Below are 14,418 nucleotides of genomic sequence, written 5' to 3'. Positions count from 1 at the left end.
ACGAACCGTCAGTCGCCCTCGGGGGCGGCCGCTGCTCTCGCCGCGGCCGCGGCCGAGGTCTGGCGCAGCTCGACCGACGGCATCAGCAGCAGCACGAGGAAGGCGAGGAGGCCGGCCCCGGCGGCCATGAGGAAGACCGGGTCCATCGAGTCGGCGAAGCCCTGCTTGATGGGGTGAGCGAGCGCGTCGGGCAGGGTCTCGATGATCGAGGAGTCGTCCTCGATGCGGCCGAGCTTCTCCTGGAAGGCAGGGTCGGCGAGGGCCTGGGCCACCACGGGGTTGCCGGCGTCGTCGGCGAACGCCTGCTGGATGTTGGTGCCGACACCGCCGAAGAGCACCGAGAGGAACACCGCGACGCCGACCGTGCCGCCGATCTGGCGGAAGAACGTCGCCGACGACGTCGCGACCCCGATCTCCTGCGGCGGGACCGCGCTCTGCATCGTCAGCAGCAGCGGCTGCATGCAGCTGCCGAGCCCGAGGCCGAGCACGAACATGGGCAGCATCACCAGCGCGAGCGCGGTGTCGGCGGTGGTGAGGCTGAGCAGCACCAGCGCGACGGTGACGAGTGCGGAGCCGACGATCGGGAACGTGCGCACCTGACCGGTGCGGGAGATGATCCGGCCCGAGCCGATGGACGCCGTCATCATGCCGGCCACCATCGGCAGCATCAGGAAGCCCGACTCGGTGGGCGAGGCGCCGTGCACGATCTGCATGTAGAGCGGCAGCAGCATGATGCCTCCGAACATCGCGACACCCACGAGCACGCTGGCGCCGAGCGTGACGACGGCGGCGCGGATGCGGAACAGGCGGGGCGGGATGAGGGCGGCGTCGCCCATCGCCCGCTCGATGCCGACGAACGCGACGAGACCCACGGCGCCGATGACGAACGCGGCGAGCGAGCGGCCCGACGTCCAGCCCCAGTCGCGGCCCTGCTCGGCCACGGTGAGCAGCGGCACGAGGGCGACGACGAGCGCGGCCGCGCCCCACCAGTCGATGCGGACCCGGCCCGCCGGCCGGGGTGCGTGCACGTGCAGGGTGCGCAGCACGACGGCGAGGGCGAACACGCCGATCGGCACGTTGACCAGGAACACCCAGCGCCAGCCGGTGACCCCGAGCAGGGAGTCGCGCCCGGCGAGGAAGCCGCCGACGAGCGGTCCGAGCACGCTCGAGGTGCCGAAGACGGCCATGAAGTAGCCGGTGTACTTGGCGCGCTCGCGTGGGCTCACGATGTCGCCGATGATCGCCAGGATGAGCGTGAACAGCCCGCCGGCGCCGAGGCCCTGGACGGCGCGGAAGAGGGCCAGCGTCGTCATGGACGACGCGAGCGAGCACAGCGCCGAGCCGACGATGAAGATCGAGATCGCCGTCATGAACAGCTTCTTGCGGCCGTAGAGGTCGCCGAGCTTGCCGTAGATCGGCGTGGTGATCGTCGCGGTGATCAGGTAGGCCGTCGTCGCCCAGGCCTGCATCGACAGGCCCTGCAGGTCGTCGGCGATCGTGCGGATCGAGGTGCTCACGATCGTCTGGTCGAGGGCCCCGAGGAACATCCCCAGCATGAGGCCGGAGATGATCGTGAGGATCTGGCGGTGGGTGTAGTCGCCGGTGGCGGAGGGCTCGGTCGTTGACATCGACAACGAGCGTACGCGCCGGGACGACCCCGCCGCTCACCTCGGCGGGTCGGCCTCCGGGCCCTCGCCGGCGCGCGGTCGGCGTCCGAGCTCGGGGTCGATCTCACCGGTGAGCTCGTCGACCAGGAGCAGGTCGTCGCGCACCTGTCCCCCGCGGTAGGAGGCCCGGCCGACCATGTGCGCGGCGACGGGCGCCGTCGTCAGCTGGCCCAGGACGACGAGCGCGCTGAGCGCGGCCGCGGCCGGCTCGCGCAGCACGAGCGAGAGCCCGAGCGCCACGAGCAGGAGACCGAGCACCTGGGGCTTGGTGGCGGCGTGCATGCGGGTGAGCAGGTCGGGCAGGCGCAGGACGCCGATCGCGGCCACCAGGCTGAACAGCGAGCCGGCCAGGATGAGCACCGCGCCGACGACGTCGAGGATGTCGCTCACGAGGCGCCCTCCCGCTCGTCGGCGTCGTCGTCGTCGGACGGCTCGACGTCGTCGCTGCCGGGCGAGAACCGGGCGATGGAGACCGAGCCGACGAAGCCGAGCAGCGTGGCCACGAGCATCAGCGGCAGGTTCTCCGCGGTGCGACGCAGGGCTGCGTCGACGGAGATGCCGGCGATGGTGATCGCCACGATCACGTCGAACGAGATGGCGCGGTCGAGCATGGTCGGGCCCATCACGACGCGGGCCGTGACCGCCAGCGCCGCGAGACCGAGCACGGCCGCGGCCAGCACCAGGATCGCGGTCATGGTCCGATCTCCTCCTCGGTCAGGTCGGGCACGGGGTCCTCGGGCCGGATGGTCGGCGACAGGGCCCGCAGCAGCCGCTCCTCCTGGGCCCACACCCGCTCGCGCACGCGCTCGACCTCCTCGACCGAGCGCACGTCGAGCACGTGCAGGTAGAGCGTGAACGACGAGCGGTGCACCTCGACGACGACGCTGCCGGGCACGAGCGAGACGAGCTCGGCGACCAGCACCAGCACGAGGTCGGACTCGCTGCGCAGCGGGATGCGCACCAGCGCGTTGCGCAGGTCGCGGCGCGGCACGAGCACGGTGGCGGCGACCTGGAGGCTCGCCACGACGACGTCGTAGAGGAACCGGGCCACCAGGACGACGACCCCGACCGGCCGCACCCGCACCTCGAGGCGCAGCGGCGGCAGCGGGAACGCGAGCTGGACGGCGACCGCGACGAGGAGGCCGCCGACGAGCGACATGGCCGACCAGGTGCCCCACAGGACCCACCAGACCAGGGTCATCCACAGGACCATCGGCCACTGCACGCGGCGCTTGGCCCGACGACGCTCGTGCGCCCGCTGCGCGCGCTGCACGCGCTGGCGGGCGTTCACCGCGCCGCCTCGTCGACGGCGGTGATGTAGGTCGTGCGGTCCATGAGGTCGTCGGCGGCGCGCTCGGTGTAGGCGAAGAGCGGGCCCGCGACGACGGTGATCGCCACGCTCACCGCCACGAGGCCGGCGGTCGACGCCGTCATGAGCACCGGCAGGCGCTGGGGCCGGCCGTCCTCCTCGAGGATCTGGTGCAGGTCGCGGTCGGGGTGGTCGCCGTCGACGATCGCGCCGGCCTGCTGCACCTCGGCGGCGTTGAACGACGTCGTGTCGAGGCGCACCTGGCCGCGGCGCCCGAGCGTCGGCGAGTACTGCTCGGGCTCGTCGGCGTCGGCCCGGGCCAGCTCGCGCGCCATCTCGTGGGCCTCGGCCGGCGAGCGCCAGAACGCCAGCGACCACGTCTTCGCGACGGCGTAGAGGGTGAGCAGGCTGGTGAGCGTGCCGATCCCGACGAGGGTCCAGGCGACGCCGCCGCCGTCGGCGATGCCGGCCTCGAACAGCCCGACCTTGCCGAGGAAGCCCGACAGCGGCGGGATGCCGGCGAGGTTCATCGCGGCCACGAAGAACAGCACACCGAGCAGCGGGAACAGCCGGGCCAGGCCGCCGAGCCGGAGCAGGGCGGTGCTGCCGCCGAGGCGCTCGACCATGCCGACGACGAGGAAGAGCGCCGTCTGGATGGTGATGTGGTGGGCGACGTAGAAGACCGCGCCGGCCGTGCCCGCGGCGGTGCCCAGGCCGATGCCGAAGATCATGTAGCCGATGTGGCTGACCAGCGTGAACGACAGCAGCCGCTTGATGTCGGACTGCGCGATCGCACCGAGGATGCCGATGAGCATCGAGACGCCGGCCACCACCATCAGCAGCGTGGACAGCTCGCCGCCGGGGAACAGCAGGGTCTCGGTGCGGATGATCGCGTAGACGCCGACCTTGGTCAGCAGGCCGGCGAAGACGGCCGTGACCGGGGCGGGCGCCGTCGGGTAGCTGTCGGGCAGCCACAGCGACAGCGGGAACACCGCGGCCTTGATCGAGAACGTGACCAGCAGCAGCAGGTGCAGCATCAGCTGGGTCGAGGAGGGCAGCTCGCCCATCCGCTCGGCGATCTGGGCCAGGTTGACCGTGCCGACCGCGGCGTAGACCGCGGCGATGGTGACGAGGAACAGCATCGAGGACAGCACGTTGACGACCACGTAGATCGTGCCGGCGCGGATGCGGCCCTCGGTGCCACCGAGCGTGAGCAGCACGTAGCTGGCGAACAGCAGGATCTCGAAGCTGACGAACAGGTTGAACAGGTCGCCGGCCAGGAAGGCGTTGCTGACGCCGGCGACGAGCGTGAGGAACGTCGGGTGGTAGATCGAGACCGGCGCCGAGCGGTTGCTGTCGGAGATGCCCTGGCCCAGCGAGTAGAGCAGGACGGCGAGCGTGACGATCGCCGAGACCAGCAGCATGAGCGCGGCCAGGCGGTCGGCGACGAGGGCCACGCCGAGCTCGGCCCAGCCACCCAGCCAGACGACCTGGGGGCCGTCCTGGTCGGCGATGACGAGCAGGGCCGCGGCGACCACCACGACGAGGGTCAGCACGACGACGCTGACCAGGCGCTGGGCCCGCGGGAAGCGGAACAGCATCAGGGCCGCGCCGGAGCCGAGCAGCGGCAGCAGCACCGGCAGGGGGACGAGGGCAGAGCTCAAGCCGTTCACTGGCCGTCCTCCTCGGGGTCGTCGTCGTCCTCGCCGCGGGTGGTCATGCCGAAGCTGTCGGACGTCGCGTCGTCGACGGCGAGCCGGCGGATGCGGGTGTCCTCGGTGTCGTCCTGGACGTCGTCGTGGCCGGTCAGCTGCCAGCTGCGGTGGGCCATGGCGAGCAGGAACGCGACGGTGCCGAGCGTGATGACGATGGCGGTGAGGATCATCGCCTGGGGCAGCGGGTCGGACATGTCGTCGATGTCGGCGGTGCCGTAGAACGGCGCCTCGCCGGCGGGGCCGCTGGTGGACAGGATGGCGACGTTGACGCCGTTGCCGAGCAGCACGAGGCCGACGAGCACCCGGGTCAGGCTGCGCTCGAGGAGCAGGTAGGCGCCGCAGCCGATGAGGGCGCCGGCCACCAGCACGAGGGTCAGGTTGACGTCCATCAGCCGTTCACCTCCTGCGGGTGCTGGTCGTCCTTCTGCTCGGCCAGGATCTGCCGGTCGAGCCGCGCCCCGAAGGTGCGCAGCAGGTCGAGCACGAGACCGGTGACGACCAGGTAGACCCCGATGTCGAAGCCGACCGAGGAGACCAGGTGCAGCTCGCCCAGCAGCGGGACGTCGACGTAGACGTCGGCGGTCTGCAGCACCTCGCCGCCGAACGCGATCGGGCCGAGGCCCGACAGCGCCGCGACGAAGAGCCCGGTGCCGATCACGACGCCGGCGTCGACCGGCAGCGCCTCGGCGAGCTCGTAGCGCCCGCCGGCCAGGTAGCGGACCATCAGCGCGAGCCCGGCCACCATGCCGGCCGCGAACCCACCACCGGGCAGGTTGTGGCCGGCGATGAGCAGGTAGACCGAGAACACGATGATGCTGTGGAAGATCAGCCGCGTGACGACCTCGAACACCACCGAGCGGCGGTCGGGGCTCAGCGTGCCGGGCGCGGGCAGCCAGGCGCCGCGGGGCTGGCCGCCGGACGTCGCGGTCCCCGCTCCGGCGTCGGGGTGCGCGGCCTCGGCCAGGCGCCGGACGCCACCGCTGCGGGTGTCGAGGAAGACCAGGCTGGCCACGCCGGTGGCCGCGACGACGAGCACCGAGATCTCGCCGAACGTGTCCCAGGCGCGGATGTCGACCAGGGTCACGTTGACCACGTTCTTGCCGTAGCCGAAGTCGTAGGCGGCCTGGGCGAACCGGGTGGAGATCGACTCGGCCGTGCGCGAGCTGCCGGCGACGACGAGGATGCCGGCCACCCCGGCGCCGATCACGGCGGCGAGCGCCATGCGCAGGTAGCGCACCGGGCGCAGGGGGCGGTCGGTGAAGTAGTCGGGCAGCCGGCGCAGCACGAGCACGACGACGACGAGCGTCACGGTCTCGACGAGGATCTGCGTGAGCGCGATGTCGGGGGCGCCGTGCAGCACGAAGAGCAGCGCGCAGCCGTAGCCGGTGACGCCGGCCAGGATGAAGGCCCGCAGCCGGCGTCGCGAGCGCACCGTGAAGACCGCCGCGGCGATCATCACGAGCCCGACCACGAGCTGGCCGACGTCGTCCCACGCCACGACCCGCAGCTCGGGGCCGTCGACCAGGGCGAGCACCATCGCGGTGCCGGGCCCGGCGAGCACGACGACCAGGATGATGGCCAGGTAGGCCGAGGCCGAGCCGCGCTGCACGGTGCCGGTGACCTCGACGGCGAGCCGGTCGACGTCGCGCAGGATCCAGCGGTAGACCTGCGCACCCGAGATCGGCAGCTCGACGCGGTGCTGCAGGTCGCACAGCACGTCGCGCACGGCGAACAGCGCGAGGCCGACCACGACGGTGGCGGCCGAGAGCAGCAGCGGCAGCTCGAGGCCGTGCCACAGCGCGAGGTACTGCGGGTGTTCCGGGTCGGCGTCGGGGAACAGGTCGGCGTAGGGCGTGATCGCGTCGGTGACGGCGGCGCCGGCGAAGCCCAGCCCGAGCCCGAGCGCCGAGAGCAGCACCGGGCCGGCGGCGAACGGCACGTCGAGCGCCTTCACGTCGCTCGGCTCGACGCCCGGCTTGGTCGCGAACGCCCCCCACAGGAAGCGCAGGGTGTATGCCACCGTGAAGCACGACCCGACCAGCACGCCGACGACGACGAGCCAGCCGGCCCACGGGGCGATGCCGGCCGGGTTGTCGGCCTCGGTGAGCTCGAGCAGGCCGGCCCACATCGTCTCCTTGCCCAGGAAGCCGAGCAGGGGCGGCAGCCCGGCCATCGAGGCGCCGGCCAGCCCGGCCGCGACCGCGACGGCCGGCACGCGTCGTCCGACGCCGCTGAGCACGTGGAGGTCGCGGGTGCCGGTGAGCTTGTCGACGATGCCGACGCTGAGGAACAGCGTGGACTTGAACAGCGCATGGGCGAGCACGAGCGCCGTGCCGGCCAGGGCCGCCGTCCGGCTGCCGATGGAGAGCATCACGAGCAGGAAGCCGAGCTGGCTGACGGTGCCGTGGGCGAGGAGCAGCTTGATGTCGATCTGACGCAGCGCGCGCCAGCCACCCCAGAGCATCGTGACGACGCCGAGCGTGAGCAGCACCGGGCGCCAGCCGGGGGTGTCGGCGAAGGCCGGCACGAGCAGCGCGACGAGCAGCAGGCCGGCCTTCACCATCGAGGCGGCGTGCAGGTAGGCGCTGACCGGCGTGGGCGCGGCCATCGCGCCCGGCAGCCAGAACTGGAACGGCACGATCGCCGACTTGCTGAGCGCACCGACGAGCACGAGCCAGACGGCGATCGTCGTCGCCGTCCCGGACGGCGGGTCGGCCACGATCGCGGCGAGCGAGAACGTGCCGGCCTCGGCGCCGAGGAGGAGCATGCCGACGAGCATCGCCAGGCCGCCGAACGTGGTGACCATGAGCGCCTGGACGGCGGCGCGGCGACTGGCGCGGTTGGTCGGGTCGAAGCCGATCAGCAGGAACGAGGAGATCGTGGTGAGCTCCCAGAAGACGAACAGCAGCAGCAGGTCGTCGGAGACGACGAGGCCGAGCATCGCGCCGACGAAGGCGATGAAGCTGCTCGAGAAGCCGACCAGGCCCGTGCCGGAGTCGTCGAAGTACCACGCGCAGTAGGCCAGGACGACGACGCCGACCCCGGCCACGACCAGCACCATGAGCCAGCGCAGCGCGTCGAGGGTCAGGTCGAGCGTGAACCCGAGCGAGGGGATCCACTCGGTCGACTGCACCACGACGCCGCCGTCGAGCACCGTGGCGGACTGCGCGACGGCCCACACGACCGCGGCGAGCGGCACGAGGGCGAGCACGAGGAAGGCGCGCCGGCCGAGCCGTCGCACCAGTCCGGGAGCAACGGCCGCCGCGAGGCCGTGGGCCAGGACGAGGGCGAGCAGGATGATCGGCCTTTCGCAGGTCGGTCGGTGCCGCGGTCCCGCCGGGAGGCGGACGCAACGGGAGATGACGGCGGGACGCCCGTCAGTGCTCACTTTACAGGTAACCGGACACACTCTCCGCCCCGGCCACCGAGGCCCGGCGCATCGAGGACGGCGAACGTCCGGAACCTGCTCTAGCGTCGTCGGCATGACGATCGCTCGCTTCCCGTCCCTGGTCATCGACTGCCCCGAGCCGCGCGTGCTCGCGGAGTTCTACGGCACCCTGCTCGGCTGGCCGCCCCGCGTCGACGACGACGGCACCTGGGCCGAGGTGCGCGACGAGCACCAGTGCATCTGCTTCCAGCAGGTGGCCGACTACGCCGCGCCCGCCTGGCCCGGCCAGGAGCGGCCGCAGCAGACCCACCTCGACGTCATGGTGCCCGACCTCGACGTCGCCGAGGCCGAGGTGCTCGCCATCGGCGCGACCAAGCACGACCACCAGCCGGGCACCACGTTCCGGGTCTTCCTCGACCCCGCCGGTCATCCGTTCTGCCTGTGCGTGTCCTGACCTCCTGCGACCATGACGACGTGACCTGCCGCCTGTGCCGCTCCGAGCGGGTCGACGTCGTCCTCGACCTCGGCGAGCAGCCGTCGGCCGAGCGGTTCCCCCTCGTCGGCCTCTCCCCCGACGCCGACGAACGGCACCCGCTGCGCCTCGGGCTGTGCCGCGCGTGCGACCTGGCCCAGCTGATGGAGGACCCCGGCACCGTCGAGGAGCAGACCGTCGTGGTCGAGCCCCGGGCGATGACCGAGCAGGCCGAGGCCACGCTCGACCTCGCCACCGCGCTCGGCCTGCTCGACCCCGGCACCCGGGTCGTCGAGCTCGGCAGCCCGCACGGCATCCCCCTCGACGACCGGTTGCGCACCCGCGGCCTCGAGGTGGTCCCCGACGGGCCGGTCGACGTGGTCGTCGACGTCTACGGGCTGCTCCACGAGCCCGACCAGGCCGCCGCCCTCGCCCGCCGGGCCGCCCTCCTGAAGGGCGGTGGGGCCCTGGTGCTGCAGCTGCACGGCCTCGCCGCGGTGCTGGCCGCCGGCCAGTTCTCCGAGCTGCGCCACGGCCACTTCGCCTACTACTCGCTGCCGGCGCTCGACGGCGCGCTGCGGCGCCACGGCTACGGCGTGCACCGCGCCCGGCTCTTCCCGCTCGACGGCGGCACGCTCGTCGTCGTCGCGACCCCCGACCCGCGCCCCGACCGCGAGGCGCTCGAGCTGATCGACTCCGAGCGCCGGGCCGGCGTCGCCGACCCCGCGGTGCTCGTCGCCCTCCAGAGCGGCGCCGACACGTCGTCCGGTGCCCTGCGCGCGTGGCTCGTCGCCGAGCGCGCCGCCGGACGCCGCGTGCTCGGCTACGGCGCGGCCGGCCGTTCGGTCCCCTTGCTGTGCCACGGCGCGATCGACGCCGGCCTGCTCGCCGCCGTGGGCGACGTCACCGTCGCCAAGCACGGACGTCGCCTGCCGGGCACCGACATCGCGATCGTCTCCCCGGACGACCTCGTGGCGCACGAGCCCGACCGGGTCGTGCTGTTCGTCGGTCACCTGCTCGACGAGGTGCGGCGGGCGCTCCCCCGGGTCGAGGCGAGTGGTGGCCGGTGGGTGCTGCTCAGCCCCGCGCCGACACTCGTGCCGGTGGCCCCTGCAGGTCGTACGGGTCGCGCGGGCTGACCCGCTGCCTGAGCCGGACGGCGACCTTGCGGGCCTTGTAGGCCGCCAGCATCGTGCGCGGCCAGCGCCGCATCACCAGGGCGACGGCGCGGGTGCGGCGGTCGTCGCGGTAGGTGACCGCGAGGTCGGCGGCCTCGCAGGCGCCGTCGACGTCGCCCTCGAGCAGCAGGCGCCAGGCCCGCACGCTGGCCCGCAGGTGCCGGCTGCGCGGCACGACCTCCCGCAGCGCCGCCTCGTCGTCCGGGGTGCCGAAGTCGGCGACGGCGGCGGTGAGCACCCGCTCGAACGACTCCTCCATCACCTCGACGCCGCGCAGGCCCCGCGAGTCGGAGTCGTCGTCCTCGCGGTAGTAGGCGAGCACCTCCTCGACGACGAGGATCTCGTGGCCGAGGGCGAGCACGTCGACGAAGAACGCGAGGTCCTCGACGGTCTGGGCGTCGGTGCGGAAGCCGCCGATCTCCTCCCACACCTCGCGGCGCACGGGCCCCACGTAGTAGGGCACCCAGCCCTCGATCATCTCCTTGAGCGTCACCGGGTCGCCGCGCCGGTAGACCTCGGGCACGGGCTCGCGGTAGGTCGGACGGCGCAGGCCGCGCCCGGTCAGGTAGAGCGCGTCGGGGCAGACCATGGCGACCTCGGGCCGCTCGTCGAGCACCGGCACCAGCCGCTCCATGAACCGCGGGGTGACGAGGTCGTCGGTGTGCAGGACGACGACGTAGCGGCCCTCGGCGGCGCGTGCCCCCGCGTTGACGCCACCGGCGGCGAACGCGTTGGGCTGGCGGATCAGCGTGACGCGCGGGTCGTCGGTGTAGGGCCGCACGATCCGCTCCATCTCGTCGGAGGGGCCGTTGTCGACCACGACGAGCTGCCAGTCGTCGCGGGTCTGGGCGAGCACCGAGTCGATCGTGTCGGCCACGGTGTCCTCGGTGCGGTAGGCGCAGCACACGAAGGTCACCGCCGGCGGGCCGCCCGCGGTGCTCATCGCGCGGCCCCGACGTCGAGCACGAGCCGCACGGGGTGGAACGCCTCGGCGTAGCGGTGCCCGGACTGGACGCCGCGCAGCCGGGCCAGGCCGCGGAACGCCTCGTCGTCGAACCAGGTGCGCGCGCGCTGCGAGGGGTAGTGCTCGTGCAGCAGCCGGCACTTCTCGGTGAGCACCTCGTCGGTGACCGGGACCGAGACCAGCGGCTGGGCGAGGTCGGCCTCGGCCTTGAGGATCTCGTAGCCGAGCACGAGGTGGTCGCGGAAGACGGTCGGGACCAGCCGGGCGAGGCCGCGGTGGTCCTGGTGGTGGTCGTGCGCCGACGGGGCGATCACGACGTCGGGCTCGCACGTCGCCCGGAAGGCCTCGAGCTCGTCCTTGGCCTGGTTCCACTGGTCGGGCAGCCGTCCGTCGCGGAAGTCGAGCACGGTGACGCGGAGGTCGGCGCCGGGGCAGAACGCGGCGAGCGCGGCCCGCTCCTCGGCCTCGCGCGGGGTGCCGCCGCCGCTGAGCACGAGGGCCCGCACGCGGAGGCCCGGCACGGCGCGCGCGAGGGTGAGCAGCGTGGCCCCGGCGCCGATGGCGACGTCGTCGCAGTGGGCGCCCAGGACGACGACCTCGGCGACCCCCGCCGGCACGAGCCCGAGCATCAGGACTCCCAGACCATCCAGGGCCGGTCGCCCGAGCGGTAGGCCGCCTCGAGCTCGTTGCGTTCCTTGACCGTGTCGGCCGACTTCCAGAACCCGTCGTGGCGGTGGGCCATCAGCCCACCGGTGGCGGCCAGGGCCGTGCACGCGTCGCCCACGAGGTCGCCGCCGGGCGGGATGAGGTCGATGACCTCGGGCCGCAGCACGAAGTAGCCGCCGTTGATGCGCACGTCGAGGTCGGTGACCGGGCGGATGGAGGAGACCCGGTCGTCGTCGCCGGCCTCGACGACGTGGAACGGCGCGACCGGGGCGACCGCGACGAGCGCGGCCTTCGCGTCGCTCGCCCGGAAGGTCTCGACCATCTCGTCGAGCCGGACGTCGGTGAGGCCGTCGGCGTAGTTGGCCAGGAACATCTCGTCGCCGTCGACGAGGTGGCGCACGCGCCGCAGCCGCTCGCCGATGGGCGAGTCGACGCCGGTGTGCACGAAGTGGATGGTCCAGTCGGCGATGTCGGTGTCGGCGAGCGCGACCTCGCCGTCGCGCAGCACGAAGTCGTTGGACTCGGTCTCGCGGTAGTCGAGGAAGTAGTTCTTCACGTGGTGGTCGCCGTAGCCGAGGCACAGCACGAACTCGGTGTGCCCGAAGTGCGCGTAGTAGCGCATCACGTGCCACAGCAGGGGCCGTGGGCCGACGAGCTGCATGGGCTTGGGCACGTCGGACTCGTCGGCGGAGGTGCGCATGCGCATGCCGTAGCCACCGCAGAACAGCACGACCTTCACGGGGCACCCACCTCGATGACCTCCAGCTCGGGGACGGCGACGACGAGCCGGCCGCCCCATGCGCCGACCCCGGCCAGCTGCTCGACGATCTCGTCGCGCAGGTTCCACGGCATGATCAGCACGTAGTCGGGCCGCTCGGCCTCGATGCGCTCGGGCTCGTGGATCGGGATGCGCGTGCCGGGGGTGAACCGCCCGTGCTTGTAGGGGTTGCGGTCGACGGTCCAGGCGAGCAGGTCGGGCCGGATGCCGCAGTAGTTGAGCAGCGTGTTGCCCTTGCCCGGGGCGCCGTAGCCCACGACCGACCGGCCGTCGCGGGCGGCGTCGAGGAGGAAGCGGACGAGGTCGTCGCGCACCTTCGAGACCCGCTGCGCGAAGCCGGCGTAGCCGGCGACGGTGTCGAGGCCGGCGGCGGCCTCCTGGGCCAGCACCTCCGCGACCCGCGCCGACGGCGTCGCCCCGACCGACGACGGCCGCGCCCACACCCGCAGCGAGCCGCCGTGCGTGGGCACGAGCTCGACGTCGACGACGTCGAGACCGGCGGTGGCCAGCGCCGTCTGCGCGGTCTGGAGCGTGTAGTACTGGAAGTGCTCGTGGTAGATGGTGTCGAACTGGCAGTGCTCGACCAGCGTGAGCAGGTGCTGCACCTCGATCACCACCCAGCCGGTGTCGGAGACGAGCGTGCGCAGCGCCTCGGTGAAGCCGAGCAGGTCGGGGATGTGGGCGTAGACGTTGTTGGCCACGACGACGTCGGCCGGCCCGTGCTCGGCGCGGACGGCGGTCGCGGTGCCCGGGTCGAGGAACGCCGTCAGGGTGTCGATGCCCTTCTCGCGCGCGACCTCACCGACGTTGGCCGACGGCTCGATGCCCAGCGCCCGGACGCCCCGGGCGACCACGTGCTGCAGCAGGTAGCCGTCGTTGCTGGCGACCTCGACGACGAACGACGGCGCGGCCCGCTCGACGACGGCGTCGACGTAGCGCCGGGCGTGCTCGACCCACGAGGAGGAGAAGGAGGAGAAGTAGGCGTACTCGGTGAACGTCTCGTCGGGGTCGATGAGCGGAGGCAGCTGCACCAGCAGGCACGCCTCGCACACCCGCGCGTGCAGCGGGTAGGTCGTCTCGGGCAGGTCGAGCGCCTCGGCGGTGAGGAACAGCTCGCACGGCGGCGAGGCGCCGAGGTCGACGAACGTCGTCAGGCTCTGCGCGCCGCACAGCCGGCACGTGGTGGCCGAGCCCAGCCGGGGTCGGCTCATGCCCGCACCCGCATCTGCTGGTCGAGCTCGCCGCGGTCCTGGCGGTCGCGCAGCCACGCGAGGCGGGTGAAGGTGCGCTCGAACGCCTCGGAGGTCAGGCCGAGACGCCGGTAGGCCCCGACCAGCTCGGCGGCCCCGTCGGCGATCGACCAGGCCGCCCGCCAGTCGGGGAGCGCCGCGGTGACCTTGGCGAAGTCGACGCGGTACGAGCGCGGGTCGCCGCCGGCCTCACCGGTGATCTCGACGGTGGCCGACGGCACGGCCTCGGCGACGGCCTCGGCGACCTGCGAGACGCGCACGTTGTTGGCGTCGGAGCCGATGTTGAACGCCTGCGCGTGGACGGCGTCGCGCGGCGCCTCGAGCGCGGCGAGGAACGCCGTGGCGATGTCGGCGGCGTGCACCAGCGGGCGCCACGGGGTGCCGTCGGACATCACCAGGATGCGGTCGCTGAGCACGGCGTGGGCCGTGAGGTTGTTGAGCACGATGTCGCTGCGCAGGCGCGGGGAGAAGCCGAACGCCGTCGCGTTGCGCAGCATCACCGGGGTGAAGTCGTCGTCGGCCAGGTCGACCAGGTCGTCCTCGACCCGCACCTTCGACTCGGCGTACGGCGTCACCGGGCGCATCGGGGCGTCCTCGCCGAGCACGTCGTCGGTGCCGGAGGCGCCGTAGACCGAGCACGTCGAGGCGTACAGGAACCGGCGCACGCCGGCCTCGCGGGCCAGGCGGGCCAGGCGTGACGCGGCGTGGTGGTTGATGTCGTAGGTCAGCTCGGGCGCGAGCGAGCCGAGCGGGTCGTTCGACAGGGCCGCGAGGTGCACCACGGCGTCGAAGCCGGCGAGGTCGGCCTCGGTGACGTCGCGCAGGTCGACCGCGAGGGTCGGCGGGTCGTCGGGTCGCGGGCCGAGCACGGCGTCGGAGAACAGGCCGGAGTCGAGGCCCGTGACCTCGTGACCCGCGCCGGTGAGCACCGGGGTCATGACGGTGCCCAGGTAGCCCTGGTGGCCGGTGAGCAGGACGCGCACGTGGGGAACTCCTGTCGCGGAGGGGAGGCGGCCATCACCCTAGTGGGA

The 14,418-nt window shown here is 72.9% G+C and carries 14 protein-coding genes; 2 read left to right on the top strand and 12 right to left on the bottom strand.

The features are described 5' to 3' along the window. Positions 1-8 precede the first annotated feature (8 nt). The 7 genes from ABFT23_RS19125 to ABFT23_RS19095 are packed head-to-tail and all read right to left on the bottom strand — an operon-like array spanning position 9 to position 8,079. Positions 9-1,628 carry an MDR family MFS transporter gene (locus tag ABFT23_RS19125; protein WP_347898093.1) on the bottom strand — a complete coding sequence of 540 codons (1,620 nt, stop codon included), beginning with the start codon at positions 1,626-1,628 and terminating at the stop codon, positions 9-11. A 36-nt stretch (positions 1,629-1,664) separates the two neighbouring features. After that, a complete protein-coding gene (gene mnhG / locus ABFT23_RS19120; protein WP_347898091.1) occupies positions 1,665-2,057 on the bottom strand; it encodes a monovalent cation/H(+) antiporter subunit G in 393 nt (130 codons plus the stop codon). Beyond that, positions 2,054-2,362, bottom strand: coding sequence for a monovalent cation/H+ antiporter complex subunit F (locus ABFT23_RS19115; protein WP_347898089.1), 309 nt, complete (start codon positions 2,360-2,362; stop codon positions 2,054-2,056). Before ABFT23_RS19115 ends, mnhG begins: the two co-directional genes overlap by 4 nt. Then, on the bottom strand, positions 2,359-2,958 hold the full coding sequence (locus ABFT23_RS19110; protein WP_347898087.1) for a Na+/H+ antiporter subunit E: 600 nt from the start codon (positions 2,956-2,958) through the stop codon (positions 2,359-2,361). The genes ABFT23_RS19115 and ABFT23_RS19110 overlap by 4 nt, the downstream gene beginning before the upstream one ends. Beyond that, positions 2,955-4,640: a Na+/H+ antiporter subunit D gene (locus ABFT23_RS19105; protein WP_347898085.1), complete on the bottom strand. Its 1,686-nt coding sequence runs from the start codon at positions 4,638-4,640 to the stop codon at positions 2,955-2,957. The genes ABFT23_RS19110 and ABFT23_RS19105 overlap by 4 nt, the downstream gene beginning before the upstream one ends. Positions 4,641-4,645: 5 nt before the next feature. After that, positions 4,646-5,080 carry a Na(+)/H(+) antiporter subunit C gene (locus ABFT23_RS19100; protein WP_347898083.1) on the bottom strand — a complete coding sequence of 145 codons (435 nt, stop codon included), beginning with the start codon at positions 5,078-5,080 and terminating at the stop codon, positions 4,646-4,648. Then, positions 5,080-8,079, bottom strand: coding sequence for a Na+/H+ antiporter subunit A (locus tag ABFT23_RS19095; RefSeq protein WP_347898081.1), 3,000 nt, complete (start codon positions 8,077-8,079; stop codon positions 5,080-5,082). The genes ABFT23_RS19100 and ABFT23_RS19095 overlap by 1 nt, the downstream gene beginning before the upstream one ends. A gap of 94 nt (positions 8,080-8,173) precedes the next feature. Between ABFT23_RS19095 and ABFT23_RS19090 the strand changes: the two genes are divergently transcribed. Both ABFT23_RS19090 and ABFT23_RS19085 read left to right on the top strand, forming a co-directional pair. Then, positions 8,174-8,533, top strand: coding sequence for a VOC family protein (locus ABFT23_RS19090; RefSeq protein WP_347898080.1), 360 nt, complete (start codon positions 8,174-8,176; stop codon positions 8,531-8,533). 20 nt (positions 8,534-8,553) lie between these two features. After that, complete coding sequence (locus ABFT23_RS19085) at positions 8,554-9,690, top strand: class I SAM-dependent methyltransferase (protein WP_347898078.1); 1,137 nt, start codon at positions 8,554-8,556, stop codon at positions 9,688-9,690. Here the strand turns inward: ABFT23_RS19085 and ABFT23_RS19080 are convergent. Genes ABFT23_RS19080 through ABFT23_RS19060 form a run of 5 tightly spaced genes read right to left on the bottom strand, consistent with a single transcriptional unit; the run spans position 9,629 to position 14,370 of the window. After that, entirely contained in the window at positions 9,629-10,672 is a 1,044-nt protein-coding gene (locus tag ABFT23_RS19080; RefSeq protein WP_347898076.1) for a glycosyltransferase family A protein, read from the bottom strand. The genes ABFT23_RS19085 and ABFT23_RS19080 overlap by 62 nt on opposite strands. Beyond that, entirely contained in the window at positions 10,669-11,322 is a 654-nt protein-coding gene (locus tag ABFT23_RS19075) for a PIG-L deacetylase family protein (protein ID WP_347898074.1), read from the bottom strand. The genes ABFT23_RS19080 and ABFT23_RS19075 overlap by 4 nt, the downstream gene beginning before the upstream one ends. Next, positions 11,322-12,098 (bottom strand): glycosyltransferase family protein, encoded by a 777-nt coding sequence (locus ABFT23_RS19070; protein ID WP_347898072.1) that lies wholly within the window; start codon positions 12,096-12,098, stop codon positions 11,322-11,324. Before ABFT23_RS19070 ends, ABFT23_RS19075 begins: the two co-directional genes overlap by 1 nt. Then, positions 12,095-13,348, bottom strand: a complete 1,254-nt coding sequence (locus tag ABFT23_RS19065; RefSeq protein WP_347898070.1) for a class I SAM-dependent methyltransferase — start codon at positions 13,346-13,348, stop codon at positions 12,095-12,097. Before ABFT23_RS19065 ends, ABFT23_RS19070 begins: the two co-directional genes overlap by 4 nt. Continuing rightward, positions 13,345-14,370 carry an NAD-dependent epimerase/dehydratase family protein gene (locus ABFT23_RS19060; RefSeq protein WP_347898068.1) on the bottom strand — a complete coding sequence of 342 codons (1,026 nt, stop codon included), beginning with the start codon at positions 14,368-14,370 and terminating at the stop codon, positions 13,345-13,347. The genes ABFT23_RS19065 and ABFT23_RS19060 overlap by 4 nt, the downstream gene beginning before the upstream one ends. Between the last annotated feature and the right edge of the window lie 48 nt (positions 14,371-14,418).

The organism is Nocardioides secundeburneus (assembly GCF_039939255.1).
Lineage (GTDB): Bacteria > Actinomycetota > Actinomycetes > Propionibacteriales > Nocardioidaceae > Nocardioides.
The sequence above is the reverse complement of the archived record's forward strand: the minus strand, read 5'-3'. Positions and strand labels throughout refer to the sequence as shown.

What these genes read in the sequence shown, in the direction of transcription:
- ABFT23_RS19075 (WP_347898074.1), bottom strand. Translation starts at nt 11,322, where the DNA reads ATGCTCGGGCTCGTGCCGGCGGGGGTCGCCGAGGTCGTCGTCCTGGGC.
- ABFT23_RS19115 (WP_347898089.1), bottom strand. Translation starts at nt 2,362, where the DNA reads ATGACCGCGATCCTGGTGCTGGCCGCGGCCGTGCTCGGTCTCGCGGCG.
- ABFT23_RS19065 (WP_347898070.1), bottom strand. Translation starts at nt 13,348, where the DNA reads ATGAGCCGACCCCGGCTGGGCTCGGCCACCACGTGCCGGCTGTGCGGC.
- ABFT23_RS19125 (WP_347898093.1), bottom strand. Translation starts at nt 1,628, where the DNA reads ATGTCAACGACCGAGCCCTCCGCCACCGGCGACTACACCCACCGCCAG.
- ABFT23_RS19080 (WP_347898076.1), bottom strand. Translation starts at nt 10,672, where the DNA reads ATGAGCACCGCGGGCGGCCCGCCGGCGGTGACCTTCGTGTGCTGCGCC.
- ABFT23_RS19090 (WP_347898080.1), top strand. Translation starts at nt 8,174, where the DNA reads ATGACGATCGCTCGCTTCCCGTCCCTGGTCATCGACTGCCCCGAGCCG.
- ABFT23_RS19100 (WP_347898083.1), bottom strand. Translation starts at nt 5,080, where the DNA reads ATGGACGTCAACCTGACCCTCGTGCTGGTGGCCGGCGCCCTCATCGGC.